Raw genomic sequence first — 22,672 nt, 5'->3', positions numbered from 1 at the left:
GCGTTGACACATTGTCGAGCGCACGGCGGTCGTCAACCAGATGAGGGCGCTCCTTCTCGAACACGGCATCGTAATACCGGTAGGGCGTGCGCTGTTTGCCCGGCGAATGCCGGCGGTGTTGATCGATGCAGAGAACGGCTTGTCGCCACGGTTACGGCAGCTCCTCGCCCGGCTCCGCCAACGTTGGCAATTGCTGGATGAAGAGATAGATCTGGCCTCGGCCGAAATCACGCAGATCGCCCGCGAGTCGGAGCTATGCCGCAATGTGAGCACGGTCCCGGGCGTCGGCCCCATTGTCTCGACTGCGCTCATCGCCGCTGTGGGCAACGCCACCGCGTTTAAACGTGCTCGTGATATGTCGGCCTGGTTGGGGCTTGTGCCCAAGCAGCATTCGACCGGAGGAAAATCAAACCTGGGTGGTATCAGCAAGCGCGGAAACGCCTATTTGCGGATGATGGTCATCCAGGGCGCACGTGCGCTGATGATCCACATGAAGCGCGATCAATCCCGAATTGGCCTGTGGCTCCGGGAAATCGAGCAACGCAGTCATCCCCACGTCGCACTCATTGCGCTGGCCAATAAGATCGTCCGAATATGCTGGAAAGTATTGACCAGCCAACTGCCATATCGACCATTCGCAGAAGCCCCAGCAGTTGCCTGAGCGTTTGGAAGTACTGACGTCCTGTTTTGCGAGCCCTGATTAGCTGATGACACAGAACCGTTGACCGGCATGCCAACAGCCCGGCTAAAAAAACAGTCTTTCATGACTGGACGCTTTATTGGGTTTGGTGTGCGCGGATTCCATCATGGCCAGCAGTTACGTACTGCGCGAACAGGCCGGATACATTGACGCAAACGTTGTTCTTTCGAAACAGTAAACCAGCGACTTGCAAATCCGGGGCAGACCATACATTTTTTAAAATGGTCTTCTCCCTCTCGAGGCGTTCAACCCGCGCTTCCAGCTCCTGGATCCGCTGCTGCTCTGGCGTCATTGCAGGACCCTGAGGCGTGATGCCTCGGCGTTCCTGGTGCAGTTGTTGAACCCAACGGCGCAGAACCGACTCCGCGACCCCGACCGACCGGCTGGCATCGACGTGGCTATAGCTCTGGTCGACGACCAGAGACGCAGCACTGCGCTTGAACTCAGGGGAAAACGTACGACGTTGCTTGCTCATCAGACACCTCTTCGTGGCGAGTATTTTCGCCTAAATTGGTGTCCGGGGAGATTAGACCACTACAAACCGCCTTCTCGCACTTTCAGATATCCCGCAGGTCGCGCGCCTCATCTTCCTTTTGCAACATCCGTGCGTGTCTTTGTGAAATGGTCAGCATCCCAGCCATTGCGGTTGCGATAACGAAGACCAACACCATTCGCATTGGCATATTCCCCAGATCGCTGGTGGGAAGTATGGTGTCCCAGAATCGCGCCGTCGGAACTTTAGCGGCTAGCACTGCAAGACCGGGCAAAAGAGGTGAGGCGGCGGTACTCTGAATTAGGGTTGCCGATGCTATCGGTATGAGCAGTCCCGCAAAAGTCGCGAGTCCAGCGAATTTCCAGGTCCATAGCTTGCGGAAGCGTTCTGGTCGTTTCATTTGTTCGAGCCGAGTTGTGGTGTTCAGTATTTGATATCGGCAGGGGTGCTGTGATCTTTAGGTACCGCCTCGCATCGGGTCGCTTAAGTGCTGATGTTCAAGCACGTGGAGCATGCCTTAAACATTGTCAATGCGGCACATAGGAGTACTACTTTGGCGAGTCAGTAGGTCAGTCGCACCAATTTTGTCGCGCAAATATGACGCGTGTGACGCGATCCTATGTAAGCTTTTGATTCATGGGATTCTCTGTCTCACATACTTTGGCACCCTACGGTAGCGTAGGGCGCCAGAGTAAGTGCGACTGGCGCCACAGTTTTGCGACTGTGCGACTGAGTTTCTGCAATTGGCCTATCGAGGCAGGGGAGGTACCGCTCGATGTGCCTGCTCCGGAAACAAGTTTGGGGCCGGAATCGCAGTGGAATCATGGCCAAATGATGCTGCTAGGTGCCACCGCGTTCGCAATGCGAAGGTAGTGAGTTTGGTTCTCATCCACTCCATCAATAAAATTAAAGGGTTACAGGTGATTTTCCTGTAACCCTTTTTCGTTTCTGTCGCCGTGATGTTCGAAACGTGCGGCAAGCTGGACACTTTTTCTACATTTGCCGTGGGAATGGCTAGGATCCTCGACTGGCGTGAGTCGGTCGGTCGTTAAGGTGCCACGTGCGTTGCATAGACGGTTGCCCGCCCAGCCGTTCTCGCGTGTGGCGATCGAACCACCAGTGCCAAAGCCGCCCTGCCGTCACGTCCAGCCCAATCGTCTGTCATTGCCCCTTTCCATGGGGGGCAGGTTGGCCAGAGCGGTCAACTTATCCAGAATCGGATTTTCAATAGTCGGTGTAACCCTTTTCTCCCGGTGTGTAGAAGGTAGCGAAATCAGGTGCAACCCATTCCTGCCCCAACTTCAGCTTGGCTACCAGATCCGGATTCGAGATAAACGGGCGACCAAAAGCCACCAGATCGCCACGCTCTGCGTCGAGATCCGTATCTGCTCGGGCAGCATCGTAGCCACCGGAGAGAATGTATTGCCCGTTGAACGCGGCACGGAGCTTGGCTTTTAACTCAGGGCTGACTTCAGGCGCCCCCATGGCGCTGTGATCCACGATGTGGATATAGAGTAGGCCGAGCGCATTCAACTCGTCGATCAGACGCAGGTACACGTCATCCATCTCGGCATCCGGCGTTTGGGCATTGAAGACGCCGTACGGCGAGATGCGTATGCCAACGCGCTCTGCACCAATGGCGGCGACGGTCGCCTTGGCGACTTCGACCGCGAAGCGGATGCGGTTCTCCACCGAACCACCCCAGCGGTCGTGGCGCTGATTGGACGCCGTATTGAGGAATTGGTCAATCAGGTAGCCGTTGGCTGCATGCAGCTCGACGCCATCGAAGCCTGCCTGTATGGCCAGTTTGGCCGACGACGCATATTCGGCGATGCTTTGTGCAATATCCGCTTCGCTCATTTCGCGGGGTACGGGATGCGGCTGCATTCCGTCGGTGTCGGTCCACATCTCGCCGGGAACGGCGATTGGCGACGGAGCCAAAACGCCGGCGCCGGCCGGCATGTTCGCGGGGTGGCTGACACGCCCGGTGTGCATCAATTGAACAAAAATCCTGCCGCCGGCTTGGTGGACGCCATCAGTCACCGGTCGCCAGCCCTGTACCTGCGCTTCGTTGAACAGTCCGGGGATGCGTGGGTAACCCAGACCGTTGGGCGATGGCGAGGTGCCTTCGGTAATGATCAGTCCGGCATCCGCTCGGAGGCGGTAGTACTCCGCCATCAGTTCATTGGGCAGGTTGCCGATTGCCCGGCTGCGCGTCAGCGGCGCCATGACGATTCGGTTCTTCAGTGGCAGGCTGCCGAGCTGGGTAGGCGTGAATAACATGTTGTTCATTGAAATTTCCTTGGCGTGGGGTTCACGTTCAGTCTATCTGGATGAGGCGCTCAGGCTTGTGGCTGATATCGTTCAGCCGCATGGGCCTGTCGAATATCCGACACCAGCCCTTGACGCGCACCATCCAGCGCATCCCAGCGCTCGGCGACATGAAGCGGAGGTATCGTGACCAACTCGCGACGGTCGAAACCGACCAGTGCAGCATCGACCAGTTCGCCGACTTCCATCACCTCGGGGAGGGTGTTGACATCAATGCCGGCACGCTCCCAAATCTCGGTGCGCGTCGATGCCGGCAGGACCGCTTGCACGTAAACGCCCTTCGGGGACAGCTCCAGGTGCAGACCCTGTGACAAAAATAGAACGAAGGCTTTGGTCGCTCCGTAGATTGACATGCCGAACTCGGGCGCGAAACCAACCACGGAGCCAATGTTGACGATTGAACCAGTACCGGACTGCGCGAGGCGCGGTGCGATCGCAGCAGCGAGCCGCGTCAAAGCGGTAGTGTTGAGCGTGATCTGGTGTTCGATGGCCTCAGCGGATTGCTCCAGGAAGCCCCCCGATTGAGCCATGCCCGCGTTGTTGATCAAGACGCCGATACGCGCGTCATTCCGCAGCCGAGTTTCAAGCACAGACAAGTCCGCGCGGCTTGTAAGGTCGGCTTGCAGCACTTCGACGGCCACATTGCTTTCCTCATGCAAGCGTATTGCCAGCTTTTCCAGGCGCGACTTGTCGCGCGCAACAAGGACGAGGTCGTGGCCACGGCGGGCGAAGCGCTCGGCGTAGGTGGCGCCGATGCCGCTGGAGGCGCCGGTGATGAGGACGGTCGGACGTGTAGTCACGGATTTTTCCTTTGCATTAATTGTGCTGGTGGTGGGGGAGGGAAACACAGCGCCCGTCACATCTTGACCACGACCTTGCCCTTGGATCGTCCTCGGGCGAGGTACTCAAGCGCCTGCTTGGCCTGCTCGAATGGAAACACCTTATCGATCACCGGCTTGATGCGCTGAGCTTCGAGAAGTTTGCCGATTTCTGTGAGTTGGGCGCCGTCGGGGTGCACGAAGAGAAATGAGTAGGTGACGTCCCGCCTTTTCGTGAGACGCATGATTTTGCGGCTCATCATTCCGAATACGAACCGTAGAACGAAGTTCAAGCGCTTGGCACGAGCGAATGCAGCGTCCAGCGGGCCGATGAGCGAGACGATCCTGCTTCCCGGTTTGAGGATGGAGATGGATTTTTCAATCGCGTCACCTCTGACGGTGCCAAGCACCGCGTCATAGCCGCGCAGCACGTTCTCGAATTCCTGCTTCTTGTAGTCGACCACCTCGTCTGCACCGAGGCTACGCACCAGTTCGACGTTGCCCGTGCTGACGGTGGTGCCCACCTTGGCGCCAAGGTGCTTCGCCAACTGGATCGCAAATGTGCCAATCCCGCCGGATCCCGCAGGAATGAACACCTTCTGGCCGGTCTGAAGATTGGCGCGTTCCTTCAACGCTTGCCACGAAGTGAGGCCGACCATCGGGATCGACGCGGCTTGCACGAAGTCCAGATTGGTCGGCTTCGGCGCGGCAGCGCTCTCCGGCACGACGGCGAATTCGGCAATCGACCCTGTACCAATGTCGAAGATGCTGGCGAAGACGGCGTCGCCTGGCTTGAAGCGGGTCACATTGCTGCCAACTTCAGTCACCACGCCAGCCAAGTCGCTACCCAGTGTGGCCGGAAACTGAAAATGCAGAACCGGTTTGAACGTCCCTGTCGGAATCATGTTGTCAATCGGGTTCAGACCGGCGGCGCGAACCTGTACCAGCAGTTCATCGCTCTTTAGCGTGGGCCGGGGTACCTCGGCGAGCCCGATCTCGGGCGATTTGCCATAGCGCTTGAAGGTGAGTGCTTTCATGGTTTGATTTTTCATCCTTGGCGTTTCGTTCTTATCTGTTCGGTTCAGTCGGCGAGGAAGTCCAGCACCGCGGGCACAAAGGCCAGGTGATGCTGGAAAACGCCTCCGTGCCCGGAATCCGGGTAAATCGTGAGCCGGGCATTCGGCAGCCGCCGGGCCAAGTCGGCCGACAGGCTGCTGCCGACCATCAGGTCGTTGTCGCCGTTTGCCACGAACACAGGCTGTTTGATGGCCGATAGATCGTCGGGCGTGCTCAAGCCCCAGTGACGAATTGCCTTGAGTTGAGCAAGACGAGCCTGAAGCGAGATCGCCTTATCGCGGTCCTTGGTCCGCGCCTTCAGTCCGGTGACGTAGTCTCTCGCGGCGCGCTTTCCCGCTGGGGTGCGGGGGAAAAACAGGAAGTTCCTCGCATCGCTCCATGTCAACGCCGCCTTGATGTAAGCAAGCACAGCGACTTTGGTGACCTCGTCGATGCCACCGCCGCCCCGTGGGCCTGTGCCCGCGAGAACCACCCGTCGAACGAGATCGGGTGCTTGCAGCGCCACGGTCTGCGCCACGCCACCACCCATCGAGAACCCGAGCAGATCGACTTTGCCGAGTCCCAGGGCACGGATGAACGCGATGGCATCGCGGCCCATTTCGTCGATGGTGTGTGGCACCGATCCTCCCGAGGCGCCGACCCCGCGATTGTCGAAGGCGATCACCCGACGCTGAGCGGCGATGCCGTCGATAACACGTGGGTCCCAGTCGTCGAGTACGGCCATCAGGTGGTGCAGGAGGATCATCGGCACGCCGGATTCGGGGCCGAGTTCCCGATAGGCGAAAGCCACCCCGCCAACGTCAATCGCGCGGGTCGGGACATCTTTCCATTTCACGTTGCCCATCGGCCGCGCCGTCACGGTGGCGCCGATGCGAAAAGATGCTCCGGCTACCGGAGCGGCGCCTGAATTGTTCCTGCTCATCAATGAAATCTCCGTGCCGGGTGGATTGCTAGTCCCTAAAGTGTTAGTATCGAACTGATAGTAACAATACTACCAATTTGAGACTAAGTCACTATCAAAATAGTATGGACAAGCAAAATTGTTGCAATAACCCCTGCCCGATTGCGCGCAGCCTAGCCGTCGCGGGAGACGCGTGGAGCATATTGATCCTGCGGGACGCCCATGCCGGCCTTACCCGCTTCGACCAGTTCCGGAAAAGTCTGGGCATTGCGCCGACGATGCTGACCCGCCGGCTGGCGGCACTGACGGAGGAGGGGCTGCTGGAGAAGCGGCGCTACTCGGAGCACCCGCCACGCGAGGAGTATTTGTTGACCGCTGCCGGTCGCGACTTTCTGCCGGTGCTGTTCATGATTGGTGAGTGGGGGCGCCAACACCGGGGTGGCGGCAAGCTAATCCGTTTCTTCGACAAGGAAACGGGCACCGAAATTAGAGCCGTCGCCGTGGATGAGGTCACCGGGGCGAAGATCGGCACTCGTCCCATGCGCATGGACACGCCGGACGAAAGCTGAGAGGTGATCCGACCGTGACCTGCCCATTCGCGGGTTCGCAGCTCAATTGCGATTCCGACGCGAGAAAGCATTCAATCGCTCGAGCGAACCCAGATCACTCACCTCAGCCCAGCAGCTCGACCATCACGACGTCAGCGTCGCTGATCGCGTTAATCAAAACCTCGGACTCGCCCGTCACAAGAGCGCCATCGCGCGGTTCAAGCCGTGCCCCCGCAATGTCGATCCGACCGTGGTCGGTTACGAAATAAGCCGCCTGCGGTGAATCCAATGCAACGCGCATCGATAGCCCTTCGCGCAGCGTCGCGATCCTTACGCGCGCATCGGTATCGATCGGCAATGCACCTGCTCGCACGTCGGCCGGATCACCGCTCGCGAGGGTCACGAACCGCCCGTCGCGTTGCGCCTTCGAACAACTCCCCATCGCCCAGTGCGGCGTCCCGCCTCGCGCACGCGGCTGCAGCCAGATTTGAAACATCCGCGCCGGTGCATCTTCGTCGTTGCGCTCGGCGTGATGAATGCCCGTACCGGCATGCATGGCTTGCACGCTGTCCACCACGAGACGGGCGCGATTGCCCGCATCGTCCTCGTGCGTGATCGCGCCCGAACGTACCCACGTGACAATTTCAATATCGCGATGAGGATGAAGCCCGAAGCCAGAGTGCGGCGCGACTTCGTCGTCGTTCCAGACGACCAATGGCCCCAGCGGTCGATGCGCGAGTTGTCCAAGATTGCCGATGCGAAAATGCAACCGAGCGCTCAGCCACTCGCGCGAGAGTGTGCCCAATGAAGTAAAGGGCCGATGTTCAGTCACGATACAGCCTCCCAAGGAGGCCGACTGCGCCACGCGATGTGGGCCGTCGGCCTCGACGCCTGTTTCGTTCAGATCTGCTGTTGACCGCCATCGACGAACAGCTCGGCCCCATTTACGAAGCTTGCATCGTCGGAGGCAAGAAACAGTGCAGCGCTTGCGATTTCCTCCGGCTCGCCGAGGCGTGCCAGCGGGATCTGCGCGGCAAGGTAATCGGCCAGACCTTGGCGTTGCGCGGCGTCGTCGCCAGCCAGATCGAGAAGACCGGGCGTGCGGGTCGCACCCGGGCTGATCGTATTCACGCGGATCCGGCGCGGCTTCAGGTCAAGAATCCAGCTGCGGGCAAACGCGCGCACCGCCGCTTTCGAGGCCGAGTACACGCTGAACGCCGCGGTACCCGAGCTGCCAGCCGTCGAGCCGGTCAGGATCACCGACGCACCGTCGGCCAGCAGCGGCAGCGCCTTCTGCACCGTGAACAACACGGCCTTCACGTTGCGATCGAATGTTTCGTCAAAGTGCGCCTCGGTAATCTCGCCGAGCGGGAGCATCGAGCCGCCGCCAGCGTTCGCGAACAGCACATCGAGACGGCCGTGCGCCTCGCTGATCTGCGCGTAAAGCGAATCCAGCTCGTCCAGCTTCGTCGAGTCGACGCGCAGGCCGGTGGCCGCGCCGCCGGCGTCACGGATCGATGCGACGGCCGCATCGAGTTCGGCCTGACGGCGACCGGTCAGATAGACGTGCGCGCCTTCGGCGGCAAAGCGTTGCGCGGTGGCCAGACCGATGCCGCTGGTGGCGCCGGTGACGAGGGCGATCTTGTGGTCGAGCTTGCGTGCCATGGTGTTGCTCCTTCGGTGTGTTGGGTCGATCGGTGGCGCCGGTATGCGGCGTTCGCGGCGGATTGTTTGCTGCGATGTAAGGAGAATATCGATGGCTCGACCTTTTCGAAATAGAATGCATTGCAAACCAACGTTGCAAATTTGAAATGATGGGGAATCATGTCGAAGCTGCCTGATTTCGAGGGACTCGCGATGTTTGCCAAGGTGGCCGAGGAAGGCTCGTTCGCGGCCGCAGCGCGCGAAATGGGGGTGTCGGTCGCCACCGTTTCGCGCGGCGTCGCACGTCTGGAGGACCGCCTGGGCGCACGGCTGCTCAATCGCACGTCGCGCCAGCTCGCGCTGACCGAGTTCGGCAGGACGCTGTGCGAGAAGGCTGGCGAGATCTATCGGCAGGCCGAGGCTGCAGAAGGCGCCGCCCGAGAGTTGTCGGTGCAGCCTCGCGGGCTCGTGCGACTGGCGGTGCCCATGTCGTTCGGGCTGAGGCGGGTTGCGCCGCTGATGCCGGAATTCTTCCGCCGCTATCCAGACGTGCAAGTCGATTTGCATCTGGCCGATTCGACGGTCGATCTGGTCGCCGAAGGGTTCGATGCCGCACTGCGAATCGCCGCGCTGCCCGATTCGGCGCTGGTCGCGCGGCGTCTGTGTGCGGTCACGCAGTATGTCGTCGCGTCGCCCGCCTATCTGGCGCGCGAGGGACGGCCGGTGCATCCGCGTGAGCTTGTGGGCCGGCCCTGCATGTCCTATGCGTATCGCGCGCGCAGCGATGTCTGGCGCTTCACCAACGACGCTGGCGACGAGGAACCGGTGATGCCGACCGGCCCGCTGCGGGTGACCAATTCCGATGCGCTCCTGCCGATGCTGCTGGAAGGGCTCGCCATCGCAGAGCTGCCGGAATTCATCGCGGGCGAATATCTGAGCGACGGGCGGCTCGAGGCGATCCTCACCGACTGGTCGCTGACGAAGGGCGGCCTGTACTTCGTCACGCCGTCGGCGAGGGCGCGGCCGGCGAAGGTGAGCGCGTTGTCAGACTACTTTGCCGAGCACCTGAGCGAACCGACCTGGCGATGGCCGAAGTAATCACTGTGCATCAGCCAGTCACGTCATTGCAACAGAGCAACGAGAAGTCTCAAACACTTCCATTCTGGTCTGGATTCAGCCGAGCAGATCACCTCGGCCCCGATGAGGCGCAAGAGACGGGTTTCGCTTGCGGCTCAGAGATCAAGCACCAACTCCGCTGATTTCGCGCGCGATACACAGACCATGATCTGCGTCTCCTCTTCGTCGTCGCGCAACACGAGATCCCGATGATCCGCCTCGCCTGAGCACAGCCCAGTTCTGCATGAACCACAGGTGCCGCTTTCGCACGAACTCGGCACGCGAACGTTTGCGTCGCGTAACACGTCGAGGATCGAGCGGTTGGCGGGAATGTCGAACGACGTACCGGTGCGGGCAAGCCGCACGGTGAACGGCGTGTTCTCGCGCGTATTCGCGTTGCTCGCACCGAAGCTCTCGAAGTGAACGGTGCCCGACGGCCAGTGACCCGTCATGTCCCGCACGGTGTCCATCAGCGCCTGCGGGCCGCAGCAGTACACATGCGCTGACTTTGGCCGCTCGAACACAGGCCAGAAGTCGAACGCTTTCGACGGATCGCCGTGATCGTGGTGAATCGTCACGTCCGAGCGCCACTCGTCGCTGCTGAGTTCATCGACGAACGCCGTGCCTTCTTGATCGCGGGCGAGGTAGTACAGCTTGAACGAGCGCAGGCCCTCCGCTCGCAACTGTCGCGCCATCGACAGCATCGGCGTGATCCCGATGCCGCCTGCGACGAGAATGAACGACTTTGCCCGTTCGTCGAGCGGAAATTCATTGCGGGGCAGAGATACATCCACGTCGTCGCCCTCTGCCGTGTCGTCGACGAAGCTCATCGAGCCGCCGCGTCCGTTGCTGTCACGCTTCACCGCGATGACGTAACGATTGCGCTCCTGCGAGTCGTTGCACAGCGAATAGCTGCGTCGCAAACCGTTGGGGGCCACAACGGTCAAGTTCGCGCCCGCCTCGAACGGCGGCAACGGCGCGCCCTGCGGGTCGGTCAGATCAAAGCGCCAGATGTCACGGGCGATCTTCTCCTTGCCCGCAATCTTCAGACGAAGAAAGCCGTCTTCCTGGGGTGTCGTCATATCTGTCTCCTTCTGGCCGATCCGGCGCTGCGTTGCCTCAACATGAATCGTATATTATTACTAGATCTCTAATTTATCAAGTCAAGACGCGCGACGCTTTGCGACCTTACTCTCGGTATAAACCCGTGCTTGCCAGCGACAAAAAGCCGCCGTAACCTTAAGATTAGAAATCTAATTATGTGATGGGGGAACGCCTGTTCCAGCCGGCATCACAAATGAAATTCGGAGACATTGAGACATGGCACATTCAACGTTGCACTCTGGGGACGTACCCCTGCCTGCCGTAGCCGACTCGGCGGCCGAGGAGGCGACTTACCGCAAGATCACGCTGAGGTTGATGACCTTCCTTTTCTTTTGTTGGGTCCTTAACTATCTCGACCGCGTCAACGTCAGCTTCGCGCAATTGCAGCTGAAGCACGATCTCGGTATGAGCGACGCCGCTTACGGCCTTGGGGTGAGTCTGTTCTTCATTGGCTACATCCTGCTAGAAGTGCCGAGCACGCTCTTGCTCCGTCGCATCGGCGCCCGCAAGACCGTCACGCGAATCATGCTGTTGTGGGGGGGCATCTCCACTGCGATGGCGTTCATGACCGCTCCCTGGCAGTTCTACCTCGCCCGAACACTCCTCGGCGCGGCGGAGGCGGGCTTCTGGCCCGGGATCATCCTCTATCTCTCGTACTGGTATCCGGCCAAACGCCGTGCTCGCATCACGTCGCGATTCTTGCTGGCGATTGCGGTTGCGGGGATCGTCGGCGGACCGCTTTCCGGCTACATCCTGCAAAACTTCATGGACGTCTGGGGTTTTCGCAACTGGCAGTGGCTGTTCTTTCTCGAAGGATTGCCGGCTGTGATTGCAGGCGTCGTTGCGTATTTCTATCTGATCGACAGGCCGCAGGAGGCCGCGTGGCTGACCGATGAGCAAAAGCGTCTCGTCATTGGCGCACTGGAGGAAGAAAGCCGCAGCAAGCCGCACGACGCGCCGAGCAATCTGCTCGCCGCACTGCGCGACCCGCGCGTGTACGTGATTGCTGCAGGCTGGGCCACGGTGCCCATTTGCGGGACCATCCTTAACTACTGGACGCCGACGATCATCAAACAGGCAGGCGTCTCCAACCTGTTGCAGATCGGCTTCATGTCGGCCCTGCCTTACATCGTCGGCGCCGTTGCCATGTTGTTCATCGCGCGCAGCTCGGACCTGCGCCTCGAGCGCCGCTGGCACTTCGTCAGTGTGACGACAGCAGGCGCGGCAGGCGCTGTGCTCCTCACCCTGGTCACGCATAACTGGCTCGCTGCGATCGGATGCCTGAGTCTCGTCTCGATCAGTTATTTCGCAGCCGCAGCGATTATTTGGACTATCCCGCCGACGTACCTCAAAGGCACGGCCGCCGCCGGCGGTATTGGTGTGATCAGCAGCCTCGGGCAAGTCGGCGCCTTCTTCGCGCCTATCGTGCTCGGCTGGGTGAAGAGCGTGAGCGGCAGCTTTTCAGCGGGCATCCTGCTGGTCGCATTGTTTACGTTTGTAGGCGGCATCGCCGTGCTTCTGGGGGTTCCGCGCGAGCGGCGAGCACCGTAACGCCCGACGCAGGGTGCGACACCAGGAATTTTCATTGTGAGAAGGGAATAGGAATGAGCAAGCTTCAACTTTCCATCGCCGTGGGCAACTACGACCGGATGCGTCCGCTGATCGACGGCGACGTCCAGATCGACGGCGTGGACCCGGTGTTTATGTTGCAGGATCCGGAGGAGATTTTCTTTCGTGCGTTCCGCCATGCCGACTATGACATTTGCGAGCTATCGCTCAGCAGCTACTCGGTGAAGACGGCGGCAGGCACGTCGCCGTACATCGCCGTGCCGGTCTTCCCGTCGCGCGCGTTCCGACACAGCTCGATCTACGTGCGCGCCGATCGCGGCATCAACCGGCCTGAGGATCTCAAGGGCAAGCGCATTGGTGTGCCGGAGTATCAACTCACGGCCAACGTGTGGGTCCGAATGTTCCTGGAGGAAGAGTACGGCGTGAAAGCCTCGGACATCCGTTGGGTGCGCGGCGGCTACGAAGATCCCACGCGCGTGGAGAAAATCGCACTCAAGCTTCCCGAGGGCGTGGTGCTGGAAAACGCACCAGAGGGCCGGACGATTTCGAACTTGCTGGCCGAGGGAGAAATCGACGGCGTGATCGGACCGCGCGCACCGTCGTGCTTCGACCGCGGACATCCGCAGGTGAAATACCTGTTCGAAGATCCGCAGCAGGCCGCCGCGGAATGGTATGAGCGGCGCAAGCTGTTCCCGATCATGCACACGCTCGGCATTCGCAAGTCGCTCACGGAGCAGCATCCGTGGCTGCCAGGCGCCATCGTCAAGGCATTTGAGAAGTCGAAGGAGGTCGCGCTCGCACGCCTGAGCGATACCTCGGCGACTAAGGTGACGCTGCCATTCATCGAGGACCAGTTGCGCAACGCGCGACGACTGATGGGCCACGATTTCTGGTCGTACGGCTTCGCGGAGAACGAGAAAGTGATCGACCGCTTCCTTGCCCAGCACCATGCGGAAGGGTTGTCGAGCCGCCGTGTGCAGCCCGCTGAACTGTTTCACCCGGCAAGTCTGGAGAGCTTCAAGATCTGAGGTCCCGCCTCGCGGGTTCGGTCGCCGCCGCGCGCGAACTCCCGCCGTACCCGTCTGCTGTGACTCATGCGCCGGATTCGGCGATATGATTGCCGTATGTTTGGTTATTACGGGATGAGGAAGGTATGGCAACAGCACGCTCCCTTGGCAAATCCGGGGCACAAAGCACAGATCCCATTCTCCGGCACTGGCGCGAGGCGGTGCCCGACGATCGTCTCGCCCACCTGATCAAGGATGCAGCCCGCGCGATGGTGCGCGGACTGCAAATGCGCCTCGCGCAACATGAGGTGTCATTTGGCCACTGGGCTTTCCTGCGCGTGCTCTGGGTCAACGACGGGCTCACGCAAAAGGAGCTCAGCGACGAGACCGGAACCACGACGCCCACCACCTTCAGCGCGGTGCAGGCGATGGAAAAGCTCGGTTATGTCGAGCGTCGTTATGCCCCCGGCAACCGCAAGAACACGCACGTCTACCTCACGCCACGCGGCCGTAACCTCAAGAAAAAGCTCGTTCCGCTTGCAGAAGAAGTCAATGAGATCAGTGTTGACGGTTTAAAGGCGACCGAGATTAACGTCGCGCGCAAGGTTCTGCTGACGATCATCGAGAACATGGCACGCGACGAATCCGAGTCTAACGATCCGTCGCGTCGCATTCCGTCGACGCGCGAGGTAGGTAATCTCATCGCGGCACGCGCCGAAGCGTCCGAACACGATTGACGCGCAGCGCGACACTTCAGACCATTCCCAGCTGGCTATATTATTATAGATCTAATAATATTGGTGGCCGTGCCCACGCACGATGGCAGGCCACTGCATGCTGCTTTCCCGCTCAATAATACGGATACTGGAATGGATGAAATGACCCGCGCGGCGATGTTGCGCAACGTCCGCGATGCGCTTGCGGAAGATGTCGGCAACGCCGACTGGACGTCGCTGCTGATCAACCCAGACGCCTCAGCCGAGGCCGTCCTGACCGTGCGGGAGCCCGCACAGCTATGTGGCAGGCCGTGGTTTGACGAAACCCTCCGGCAGGTGGACCCGCGTATTGCGATTGAGTGGTTTGTCGGCGAAGGCGAAGGAATGCACGAAGGGCAGATCGTTTGCCGGATCACCGGTCCAGCCCGCAGCATGCTCGTGGCCGAGCGCACGGCGCTCAACTTTCTTCAGTTGCTTTCGGGTGTTGCCACCGAGACGAGTGCGATGGTGCGCATCGTCGAGGGCACGGCGGCGCGCATCCTCGACACGAGAAAGACGCTTCCGGGCTTGCGCCTCGCGCAAAAATACGCGGTGCGTATCGGCGGTGGCGAAAACCATCGTCGTGGCCTGTACGACGGCATCCTGATCAAGGAAAACCATATCGCGGCCGGGGGCGGCATTGCCTCGACGGTTCGGGCAGCGCAGGCTCTGGAGGCGGGCGTACCGGTGCAGGTCGAAGTGGAAACGCTCGCTGAGTTAAACGAAGCGTTGGCCGCGGGCGCCAAGGCGATTCTGCTCGACAATTTCTCGCTCGACGCGATGCGTGAGGCCGTGGATGTCACCGCAGGGCGCGCTGAGCTGGAAGTGTCGGGTGGCGTTACGGAGGACACCCTGCGCGCCATTGCGGAGACCGGCGTGGACCGCATTTCGTTAGGCAAGCTGACGAAGCACGTCACGGCGACCGATTTTTCGTTGCGCTTTGCAGCGTTCGCCGGATAGCGCAGTCGAGCGCGTATACGCGCCCCGCAGAAGTCGGGGCCGTTGCCAGCGTTCCAGTTTTCCAACTGTCCGGAATGCCGCAAGCGCCGATAAAAAATCCCTCGTTTTAACTGTACTTGGCTCAGTTCAAAACGAGGGTAACAAGGGATCTTGCGCTTTCCTGAAGCGATCAAAGGGTTACATCTGCGCCCGTTTCGCTCGACTTCAGAATCGCGATGCAGATTTCCAGCGTGCCTTTCGCCCATTCGCCATCGTGCAGCGGTCTGCGTCCGTCGACGACCGCGCCATACAACTCGTCGATGACTTCAGCGCGCGGCACGACGGGCACAGGCAGCGGCAGCGTTTGGCGCTGCTCGTCGCCGTAGATGACGATCGAATCGGGCAGCGGGCGCAGGTCCGCATGCTCGCAGGACACGATGATCGGGCCGAAATGCTGATGGAATCGTTGTGGCTCGTCCGCGGCGGCGGTGGGCGGTTTGTATGCCGATCCGCCGTAGGTGCCGGCCGCTTTGAGGTCGGCCTCGTCATCCGAGGACGCAAGCGTCCTCAGACGGCGGCGGGCGCTGCCGTACGTGTCGGGGCTCGTACGATCGCCCATTTCGCCGATCCAGCCGCTCCACTCGTCGGTATTGAAGTGGCCGTACCCGTTGTATGAGAGCGAGGCATAGGCGCCGTTTTCGAACCAGATCAGCGCAGAATAGGCTCCCTCGGTGGGGCGCGACGGATCCCACCGGCCGACACTCGCACGCAGCCGGATTGCGCGTGAGCCGGCCAGCATTCGCACGATGTCAACCTGGTGCGCCGCCTGGCTGAAGACGGCGCCGCCGCCTTCAGCCGTCGCCAGCTCCTCGGGCCGGCGTGGGCGGTACAGGTAGTCGGTGTAGTTGATGGCCTGGATCATCTTCACCGCGCCGAATTCGCCGAGACGGATCAATTCGCGCGTACGCAGGTACGGCGTATCGAAGCTGTGGCAATGGCCGACGATCAGATGCACGCCCGCGGCACGGCATGCGGCGATCATGCGGTCGCAATCGGCGGCGCCGAGCGCCATGGGTTTCTCGACCAGTACGTGTTTGCCTTTTGCCGCGGCAATCTCCGTGTGCTGCGCGTGGAACTGGTGCGGGCTCGCAACGTAGATGATCTCGACGTTATCGTCGTCCGCCAACTCCGCCACGTCCGCATAGGTGGGCGCCGCGAAGTCGGCGGCGAACTGCCGCCGCGCATCCGCACGCGGATCGCACGCAGCGACGAGCTGGACTCTGGGGTCGCGCAGGAAGGTCGGCAGCATCAGCGAGAATGCCCGTCCCAGTCCTGCGACCCCGATGCGCAAACGGCGCTGCTCCATAACCGTGTGCCTCCCGTTATTGCTTGACCTGATAGTCCGTTGCGAGCGCGGCCGGCTGGTCGGCGAGTTCCGGGTTCCGCTTGCTGACGTAACGCACGGCATACGTGCGCCAGTCGATTTCCTTCGGCACGACGGCCTGGTACGAGCATGTGTCCTGGGGAATCGCCTTCGCACCGGTGCCAATGGCGTTGCCGTCCTTGTCGAATTCCGCGAGTGCGTCGAGCATGCGGCGCCGGAATTCGACGATCGCGAGATCGCTTGCCCCGAGACGCTCGTCAGAGCGGTCAGCGATCGGACCCATCGTGACCCACATGGCGATGTCCTGGTTGGGGAAGCCCGAAATGCCCGTGAAATTGCCGGCCTTCATCGCCTGGCGGTCCTGCCAGAAGCGGTTGTCGTGATTGCGCAGCGGGCGATAGTGCTGGTCGAGATCGATGCCGATCTGCTGGCGCAGGAACTTGCGCCAGGTTTCAGTTTCAGGTGTCGTCTCCGGATCGCCCCAGGCGATGAAGTAGAACGCCGTGTTCGTGTCGTCCATCGGCACGTTGATGTTCGCAACGTTGTAGAGATTGTTCGGGGGAATCAGCACCGTGCCCGGCGCCACGAACACCGTCGAGCGCACGTAGTCGTGCGTGCCGGCGTTGAAGATCGGGCGGCGCAGCGCGGCATAACGGAAGCCGTAGTCGGTACGCTCGACCTGCAGGCGCGGGGCCTTGTCGGTGGAGGGGCGCAGCCAGTTCTTGTCGGTCGCTTCGGCGCCGCCGACGCGTGCCGGCACGAAGTCGGACGAATGCAGGCTGGAGCTGTGTGCGGAGTCGATCGCGCCTTCGAGGATCTGCGCCCAGTTGCACGGCAGCAGTGCTTTCGCGATGCTTACGCGGGTGTCGGCGGTCGGTGCCCAGGCCGGCGGCTGGAAGTCGGGGATGGCGTCTTGCGGGCCCATATACGCCCACACCATGCCGCCCCATTCCCGCACCGGGTAGGCCTTGTGCTTGACCTTGTTGGCCATGCAGCTCGTCGCCGGCTCGGACACCATTTCGAGCACGTTGCCCCCGACATCGAACTTCCAGCCGTGATACAGGCAGCGCAGGCCGGCGTCTTCATTGCGGCCGTAGACGAGCGATGCGCGACGGTGCGGGCAGTACTCGTCCAGCACCCCAACGCGGCCTTCCGAGTCACGGAATACGACGAGATCCTCGCCAAATACGCGCGCCTTTACCGGCGCGCCATCCGGCTCGGCGACTTCTTCGATCAGGCAAACCGGCGTCCAGTGTCGGCGCATCAGTTGGCCCATCGGGGCATCCCCTTCGACGCGGCACAGCAATTCGTTCTCTTGGTGGGTCAGCATGTCATGTCTCCCGGCGACAGGTCGCCTTCATCAGCAGGTTTTGCTAACTATATTAGATATCTAGTTAAATTGGCAAGAGACTTGCTGGCGCATCCGGGAAAGTACGCATGGCGGATAGCGTCGCTGGACCGGAGATATTCGATCCCAAAATATAAGGAAGCGAGATTCAACGACGATAGACACCGGAAAGAAAAACAGATATCTAATCTTCAGATATTGCCGAGACGACGATGTCGCGCTGTCGGCAACGCGACGCGGGACATCGAAACGCTGGTCGGCGTACGTTCGGCAGGGAGTAACGCAGGCGGGCGTGGCAGGCGTGCGCGTCGACGAGATACGCAATACCGTTCGATAAGTTGATGGCGTGCTACGAAAGATCGCGTCCGAGTCTGAGGAGCAACGCAACGGCGTCGAAGCGCTGTCACGTGCGTTGTCGCAGAGCGATGTTGTCACGCAACACAGCGCATCCCTCGCGCGAGAATCCGCTGCAGCGACTGAAACGGTGCGAGATCAGGCCGGAAAGCTGCTCGGAGGTGTTTCGAGTTTCACGCTGGCATAGGCAGGCTCTTCTGCCCGTCGATCATCAGTGTCCGGCATCGAATTGCGCTCGTCTTTACCTCGAACCCCGCGCCAGGCGCACTGCGCTGCTCAACGGTGACACCCGACGTCATTCCGTTGCAACCGCAGCAGAGGGGTTTTGCAACATTGTTCGGCGCTAGAAAATATTCCTCACGAAGCGCGCGAAGTTCGCATGTTTTTGGAAACACTTTCCATTTTGACAGAATTAAGCTTGTCTTCAGTCGATCGACATATGCGATTGCCGAATGGACTGACCGCCGCGCCGGCTTGACTGTGTCCCTGCTCCCCACGAACACCGGCGTTGACGCGATGCCGCTCGCTGAACAATTAAACGAACTACATCAACGGAGACAAAAATGAAGGGACTCAAGTCGCGGTTCAAGCCAGTACTTGCCGCCACACTTCTCTGCTGCGTCGTGGCCACCTCCGCCCATGCAACCGATCTGCTCGACACCGTCAAGCATGCTGGCGTCTTGCGGATCGCAATGGAAGGCACCTACCCGCCTTTCGACTACCGCAACAACGATGGGCAACTTGAGGGATTCGACGTCGAGGTGGCGAAGGCCGTCGCGGCTCGCCTCGGCGTCAAGCCCGAATTCATCACGACGGAATGGAGCGGGATACTCGCCGGTCTTCAGGCCGGTAAGTTCGATGTGATTGTCAACCAGGTCGGGATTACCCCGGCTCGCAAGCAGGTACTCGACTTCAGTGAGCCGTACATCTACTCGGCGGCAACGCTCCTGCAGCGGCGAAACGATACGCGCCAGTTCAAATCGCTTGAGGACCTGAAAGGTCTCAAAGTCGGCGTAACGATGGGTAGCAATTACGTCGACCTCGTGAAGACCAATCGCGCGGTCAATCTGCAGGTCTACCCGGGCACACCCGAAAATCTCAGCGATCTGGCTGCCGGCCGAATCGACGCGGCGCTCAACGACCGCCTGATGATCAAATACCTGATCAAGAATTCTCATCTGCCATTGCGCCCAGGCGAAAGCATTCCCGGAGGCGAGACCGAGATGGGCATTCCGTTCCGCAAGGGCAATCCAAAATTTGCGAAAGCGGTCAACGACGCAATCGGCACGATGCGTCAGGATGGCACGCTGAAGAAGCTTTCCATGCAGTGGTTCGGCACCGACACGACGACTCCGACGCCGCAATAACCCATCAGATATGTACGCGCATCTGCACGTGCCGTGCAGATGCGTCTAACAATGGCCAGGAGACAAATTCATGGACGCCTTCCATCTGATCGTGCATATGCTCCCCGTTATGGCGATGGGCGCAGTACTCACGTTGAAGTTCGCCGTCGCTTCGATGGTGCTGGGATTGATCGTAGGACTCGTGGTCGCCATCATGCGGATCGGTAACAGTCGGACCTTGTCCGGCATCGCACAAGGCTACGTCAGCTTGATGCGCGGCACGCCGCTGCTCGTGCAGATTTTCGTCGTGTACTACGGCCTTCCCGATATCGGAATTTCGCTCGACCCAACCACGGCCGGCATTCTCACGCTAACGCTCAATACCGGCGCCTATCTGTCCGAGAGCATGCGTGGCGCGATCCTTGGCATCGGCCGTGGCCAGTGGGCCGCGTCGCACAGCCTCGGCCTGACCCACCTGCAGACGCTGCGCCACGTCGTGTGCCCGCAGGCGCTACGCCTTGCCGTGCCGAGCCTCGGCAATACGCTCATCAGCCTGATCAAGGATACGTCGCTCGTCTCGGTCATCACGGTAACGGAATTGCTGCGTTCGACCCAGGAAGCCATCGCGTCGACGTTCCAGCCGCTGCCGCTCTATTTGACTGCCGCTGCGATTTACTGGGTACTGAGTACGGTGCTTGCCCGGCTGCAAGGAGTGGTCGAAGCGCGCTGCGCGCTACCTTCAAGCCACTGAATCCGTAACTTCAGCCAATGACTAAGAGTCCGAACATGATTTCTCTCGACAGCGTATCCAAGTGGTATGGCAAGCATCAGGTCCTCGAAGATTGCAGCGCCGAGGTCTCGAAAGGCGAAGTTGTCGTCGTCTGCGGCCCGTCTGGGTCGGGCAAGTCAACGCTCATCAAAACCATCAATGGCCTCGAACCTTTCCAGAAGGGCTGCATCACCGTCGACGGTGTGCGTCTCGACGATCCGGCGGTCAAACTGTCGACCCTGAGAGCGCGGGTCGGCATGGTGTTTCAGCATTTCGAGTTGTTTCCGCACCTGTCCGTGCTCGACAATCTCACGCTCGCCCAGACCAAGGTGCTGCGCCGATCGCGAGATGAGGCCCACAGCACTGCACTATCCCTGCTAGAGCGCGTCGGACTTAAGGCACACGCGCAGAAGTACCCGGGCCAACTGTCGGGTGGCCAACAACAGCGCGTGGCAATTGCTCGCGCGTTGTCGATGAATCCGGTGGCGATGCTGTTCGATGAACCGACGTCGGCACTCGATCCGGAAATGATCAACGAGGTGCTCGACGTGATGGTCGAGCTTGCACGCGAAGGGATGACGATGATATGCGTCACACACGAGATGGGTTTCGCCCGCAAGGTCGCGCACCGCGTGCTCTTCATGGATCGCGGCGTAATCGTCGAAGATGCGACGAGCGATGCGTTCTTCAATACGCCACGTGCCGAGCGGGCGCGGGACTTTCTGGACAAGATTCTGCATTGACCCGCCAAACGCCGTCGGCCGCCAGCCCGCGTCACCCCCACACCGTGCCGTTCCCCGTATGAAAACGACAAATCTTTCCGCCAGACTCGAGACTTTTGCCCGCTTGAACCTGATCGAAACGGCAACACCTCTCCAGCGGTTATCGCGTCTCTCAGCCCGCTTGGGTCGCGACATCTACGTCAAGCGCGATGACTTCACGTCGCTCGCCATGGGCGGCAACAAACTGCGCAAGCTTGAGTTTCTCGCGGCTGATGCGATCCGGCAGAAGGCCGATGTGTTGGTGACCGCCGGGGCCATCCAATCGAATCACGTCAGGCAGACCGCGGCGCTTGCCGCACAGCTCGGCCTCGAATGCGTCGCCCTATTGGAGAATCCGATCGGGACCGATCGCGACGACTATTTGCGCAGCGGCAATCGCCTGCTGCTCGATCTGTTTCGCGTTCGCGTCATCGACGTCGACGGCCTCGACGACGCGGACCGACTGCTCGAAGCGACGGCACAGCGCCTGCGGGATGAAGGTCGCCGTCCGTACGTGATTCCGATCGGAGGGTCGAATGCGCTCGGCGCACTCGGCTACGTGCGCGCAGGTCTCGAACTCGAGCAGCAGATAACCGCAACCGGGCTCACGTTCTCGAGCGTCGTACTGGCGTCGGGCAGTGCCGGCACGCACGCGGGCCTCGTGGTTGCGCTCGCGCATGCGCTTCCGGCGACACCTGTGGTCGGTGTCACCGTGTCGCGCACGGACGCAGCACAGCGTCCGAAGGTGCAAAATCTCGTCGACCGAACGAGCGAATTGCTCGACATCGAGATGCCGCCCGGCACGCGCATCAATCTATGGGACGAGTACTTCGCGCCGCGCTACGGAGAACCGAACGACGCCTGCATCGACGCGGTCAGACTGCTCGCCGAAACGGAAGGACTACTACTCGATCCCGTCTACACTGGCAAGGCGATGGCTGGCCTGATCGACGGAGTCGCGCGCGGCCGTTTTGACGGAAGCGATCCGGTGCTGTTCCTGCACACCGGCGGCGCACCTGCGCTGTTCGCCTATCGCGACGCGTTGCGAGCAGGCTGACGCGCAGTATTCTTGACGTATGCCCCGCAGCCTCACGGCCATCGTGAGTGTTGCGCCGTCTGTCGACATACATCGACAGACGGCGCGTTCGCGTCAGGCCCCCGGAACGTAACTGAGCGGAAGCGCGGTTGTCCGTTTAATGACCTCCATCGCGAACGCCGAGCTCACGTCCATCATCTCGACGCACTTGATCAGCCGCTTGTAGACGCTGTCATATCCGGCGATATCCGGCACGACAACCTTCAGCAGGTAATCGACATCGCCGCTCATCCGATAGATCTCGACGATCTCCGGGATCGAGCACACGCCTTCGACGAAACGCCTCGTCCACGCGTCGCCATGCTGGTTGGAGCGTACGGTCACAAACGCGGTCAGTCCCAGATTCAGCTTTGCCGGATCGCACAGCACGACCTGCTGCTGAATTACGCCTTCATCGCGAAGCTTTTGCAGCCGACGCCAGCATGGCGTCGGCGACAGGCTCACTGCCTTGGCCAAGTCATTCAGACCAATCGTCGCGTCTTTCTGAAGCAGCGTGAGAATTTGAACATCGCGTTTGTCCATGTTGTCTCCTATCTAGAAATAATTTCCAATCATAGCGATATTGACGACATTTTTTAAAAACAATTTTCGTCTGCGCGCAATTAACATGGC

At 60.6% G+C, this 22,672-nt stretch carries 22 protein-coding genes and 1 pseudogene; 11 read left to right on the top strand and 12 right to left on the bottom strand.

From position 1 onward, the window contains the following. Positions 1-40: 40 nt before the first annotated feature. Complete coding sequence (locus tag PanNE5_RS06815; protein WP_261939477.1) at positions 41-661, top strand: IS110 family transposase; 621 nt, start codon at positions 41-43, stop codon at positions 659-661. 232 nt (positions 662-893) lie between these two features. On the opposite strand, the pseudogene PanNE5_RS06810 reads toward PanNE5_RS06815, so the two are convergent. The 6 genes and pseudogenes from PanNE5_RS06810 to PanNE5_RS06785 form a co-directional block, all read right to left on the bottom strand. Then, positions 894-1,175, bottom strand: a pseudogene (locus PanNE5_RS06810) (transposase); the annotation flags it as partial. Between the two features lie 82 nt (positions 1,176-1,257). After that, a complete protein-coding gene (locus tag PanNE5_RS06805; protein ID WP_261939476.1) occupies positions 1,258-1,593 on the bottom strand; it encodes a hypothetical protein in 336 nt (111 codons plus the stop codon). Between the two features lie 824 nt (positions 1,594-2,417). Further along, entirely contained in the window at positions 2,418-3,476 is a 1,059-nt protein-coding gene (locus PanNE5_RS06800) for an alkene reductase (protein ID WP_198288630.1), read from the bottom strand. A 59-nt stretch (positions 3,477-3,535) separates the two neighbouring features. Then, entirely contained in the window at positions 3,536-4,324 is a 789-nt protein-coding gene (locus tag PanNE5_RS06795) for an SDR family NAD(P)-dependent oxidoreductase (RefSeq protein ID WP_017231432.1), read from the bottom strand. Between the two features lie 56 nt (positions 4,325-4,380). Next, the gene (locus PanNE5_RS06790; protein WP_261939475.1) at positions 4,381-5,379 is read right to left on the bottom strand and encodes an NADP-dependent oxidoreductase; all 999 of its coding nucleotides are present in this window, start codon (positions 5,377-5,379) and stop codon (positions 4,381-4,383) included. A 44-nt stretch (positions 5,380-5,423) separates the two neighbouring features. Then, positions 5,424-6,341 carry an alpha/beta fold hydrolase gene (locus PanNE5_RS06785; protein WP_315973468.1) on the bottom strand — a complete coding sequence of 306 codons (918 nt, stop codon included), beginning with the start codon at positions 6,339-6,341 and terminating at the stop codon, positions 5,424-5,426. Positions 6,342-6,445: 104 nt separating this feature from the next. Between PanNE5_RS06785 and PanNE5_RS06780 the strand changes: the two genes are divergently transcribed. Next, complete coding sequence (locus tag PanNE5_RS06780; RefSeq protein ID WP_261939474.1) at positions 6,446-6,889, top strand: winged helix-turn-helix transcriptional regulator; 444 nt, start codon at positions 6,446-6,448, stop codon at positions 6,887-6,889. A 103-nt stretch (positions 6,890-6,992) separates the two neighbouring features. Here PanNE5_RS06780 and PanNE5_RS06775 read toward each other — a convergent pair whose 3' ends face one another. Then, positions 6,993-7,700: a pirin family protein gene (locus tag PanNE5_RS06775; protein WP_261939473.1), complete on the bottom strand. Its 708-nt coding sequence runs from the start codon at positions 7,698-7,700 to the stop codon at positions 6,993-6,995. 68 nt (positions 7,701-7,768) lie between these two features. Continuing rightward, positions 7,769-8,533 carry an SDR family NAD(P)-dependent oxidoreductase gene (locus tag PanNE5_RS06770; protein WP_261939472.1) on the bottom strand — a complete coding sequence of 255 codons (765 nt, stop codon included), beginning with the start codon at positions 8,531-8,533 and terminating at the stop codon, positions 7,769-7,771. A 159-nt stretch (positions 8,534-8,692) separates the two neighbouring features. On the opposite strand from PanNE5_RS06770, the gene PanNE5_RS06765 reads away from it, so the two are divergent. Next, positions 8,693-9,610, top strand: a complete 918-nt coding sequence (locus tag PanNE5_RS06765; protein ID WP_261939471.1) for a LysR family transcriptional regulator — start codon at positions 8,693-8,695, stop codon at positions 9,608-9,610. A gap of 134 nt (positions 9,611-9,744) precedes the next feature. On the opposite strand, the gene PanNE5_RS06760 is transcribed toward PanNE5_RS06765, so the two are convergent. After that, positions 9,745-10,710: a PDR/VanB family oxidoreductase gene (locus PanNE5_RS06760; RefSeq protein ID WP_017231439.1), complete on the bottom strand. Its 966-nt coding sequence runs from the start codon at positions 10,708-10,710 to the stop codon at positions 9,745-9,747. Positions 10,711-10,948: 238 nt separating this feature from the next. On the opposite strand from PanNE5_RS06760, the gene PanNE5_RS06755 reads away from it, so the two are divergent. From PanNE5_RS06755 to nadC, 4 genes are all read left to right on the top strand, one after another. Beyond that, positions 10,949-12,283: an MFS transporter gene (locus PanNE5_RS06755; RefSeq protein ID WP_017231440.1), complete on the top strand. Its 1,335-nt coding sequence runs from the start codon at positions 10,949-10,951 to the stop codon at positions 12,281-12,283. A 53-nt stretch (positions 12,284-12,336) separates the two neighbouring features. After that, complete coding sequence (locus PanNE5_RS06750) at positions 12,337-13,329, top strand: PhnD/SsuA/transferrin family substrate-binding protein (RefSeq protein ID WP_261939470.1); 993 nt, start codon at positions 12,337-12,339, stop codon at positions 13,327-13,329. Between the two features lie 125 nt (positions 13,330-13,454). After that, positions 13,455-14,045, top strand: coding sequence for a MarR family winged helix-turn-helix transcriptional regulator (locus tag PanNE5_RS06745; RefSeq protein WP_026131495.1), 591 nt, complete (start codon positions 13,455-13,457; stop codon positions 14,043-14,045). A gap of 132 nt (positions 14,046-14,177) precedes the next feature. Continuing rightward, positions 14,178-15,023: a carboxylating nicotinate-nucleotide diphosphorylase gene (gene nadC, locus PanNE5_RS06740; protein ID WP_261939817.1), complete on the top strand. Its 846-nt coding sequence runs from the start codon at positions 14,178-14,180 to the stop codon at positions 15,021-15,023. Between the two features lie 169 nt (positions 15,024-15,192). Here nadC and PanNE5_RS06735 read toward each other — a convergent pair whose 3' ends face one another. Both PanNE5_RS06735 and PanNE5_RS06730 read right to left on the bottom strand, forming a co-directional pair. Beyond that, a complete protein-coding gene (locus PanNE5_RS06735) occupies positions 15,193-16,368 on the bottom strand; it encodes a Gfo/Idh/MocA family protein (RefSeq protein ID WP_261939469.1) in 1,176 nt (391 codons plus the stop codon). Positions 16,369-16,384: 16 nt separating this feature from the next. Further along, the gene (locus PanNE5_RS06730) at positions 16,385-17,716 is read right to left on the bottom strand and encodes a Rieske 2Fe-2S domain-containing protein (RefSeq protein ID WP_261939468.1); all 1,332 of its coding nucleotides are present in this window, start codon (positions 17,714-17,716) and stop codon (positions 16,385-16,387) included. A 935-nt stretch (positions 17,717-18,651) separates the two neighbouring features. Between PanNE5_RS06730 and PanNE5_RS06725 the strand changes: the two genes are divergently transcribed. From PanNE5_RS06725 to PanNE5_RS06710, 4 genes are all read left to right on the top strand, one after another. After that, positions 18,652-19,455 carry a transporter substrate-binding domain-containing protein gene (locus PanNE5_RS06725; protein ID WP_017231446.1) on the top strand — a complete coding sequence of 268 codons (804 nt, stop codon included), beginning with the start codon at positions 18,652-18,654 and terminating at the stop codon, positions 19,453-19,455. Positions 19,456-19,525: 70 nt separating this feature from the next. Further along, the gene (locus PanNE5_RS06720; protein ID WP_017231447.1) at positions 19,526-20,185 is read left to right on the top strand and encodes an amino acid ABC transporter permease; all 660 of its coding nucleotides are present in this window, start codon (positions 19,526-19,528) and stop codon (positions 20,183-20,185) included. Positions 20,186-20,220: 35 nt separating this feature from the next. After that, entirely contained in the window at positions 20,221-20,946 is a 726-nt protein-coding gene (locus tag PanNE5_RS06715; protein ID WP_261939467.1) for an amino acid ABC transporter ATP-binding protein, read from the top strand. A gap of 58 nt (positions 20,947-21,004) precedes the next feature. Then, positions 21,005-22,021: a D-cysteine desulfhydrase gene (locus tag PanNE5_RS06710; RefSeq protein ID WP_026131496.1), complete on the top strand. Its 1,017-nt coding sequence runs from the start codon at positions 21,005-21,007 to the stop codon at positions 22,019-22,021. Positions 22,022-22,114: 93 nt separating this feature from the next. Here PanNE5_RS06710 and PanNE5_RS06705 read toward each other — a convergent pair whose 3' ends face one another. Next, on the bottom strand, positions 22,115-22,582 hold the full coding sequence (locus tag PanNE5_RS06705) for an Lrp/AsnC family transcriptional regulator (RefSeq protein WP_017231450.1): 468 nt from the start codon (positions 22,580-22,582) through the stop codon (positions 22,115-22,117). Positions 22,583-22,672: the final 90 nt, after the last annotated feature.

This window comes from Pandoraea sp. NE5 (assembly GCF_024363545.1).
GTDB classification, from domain to species: Bacteria; Pseudomonadota; Gammaproteobacteria; order Burkholderiales; family Burkholderiaceae; genus Pandoraea; species Pandoraea cepalis.
The sequence above is the reverse complement of the archived record's forward strand: the minus strand, read 5'-3'. Positions and strand labels throughout refer to the sequence as shown.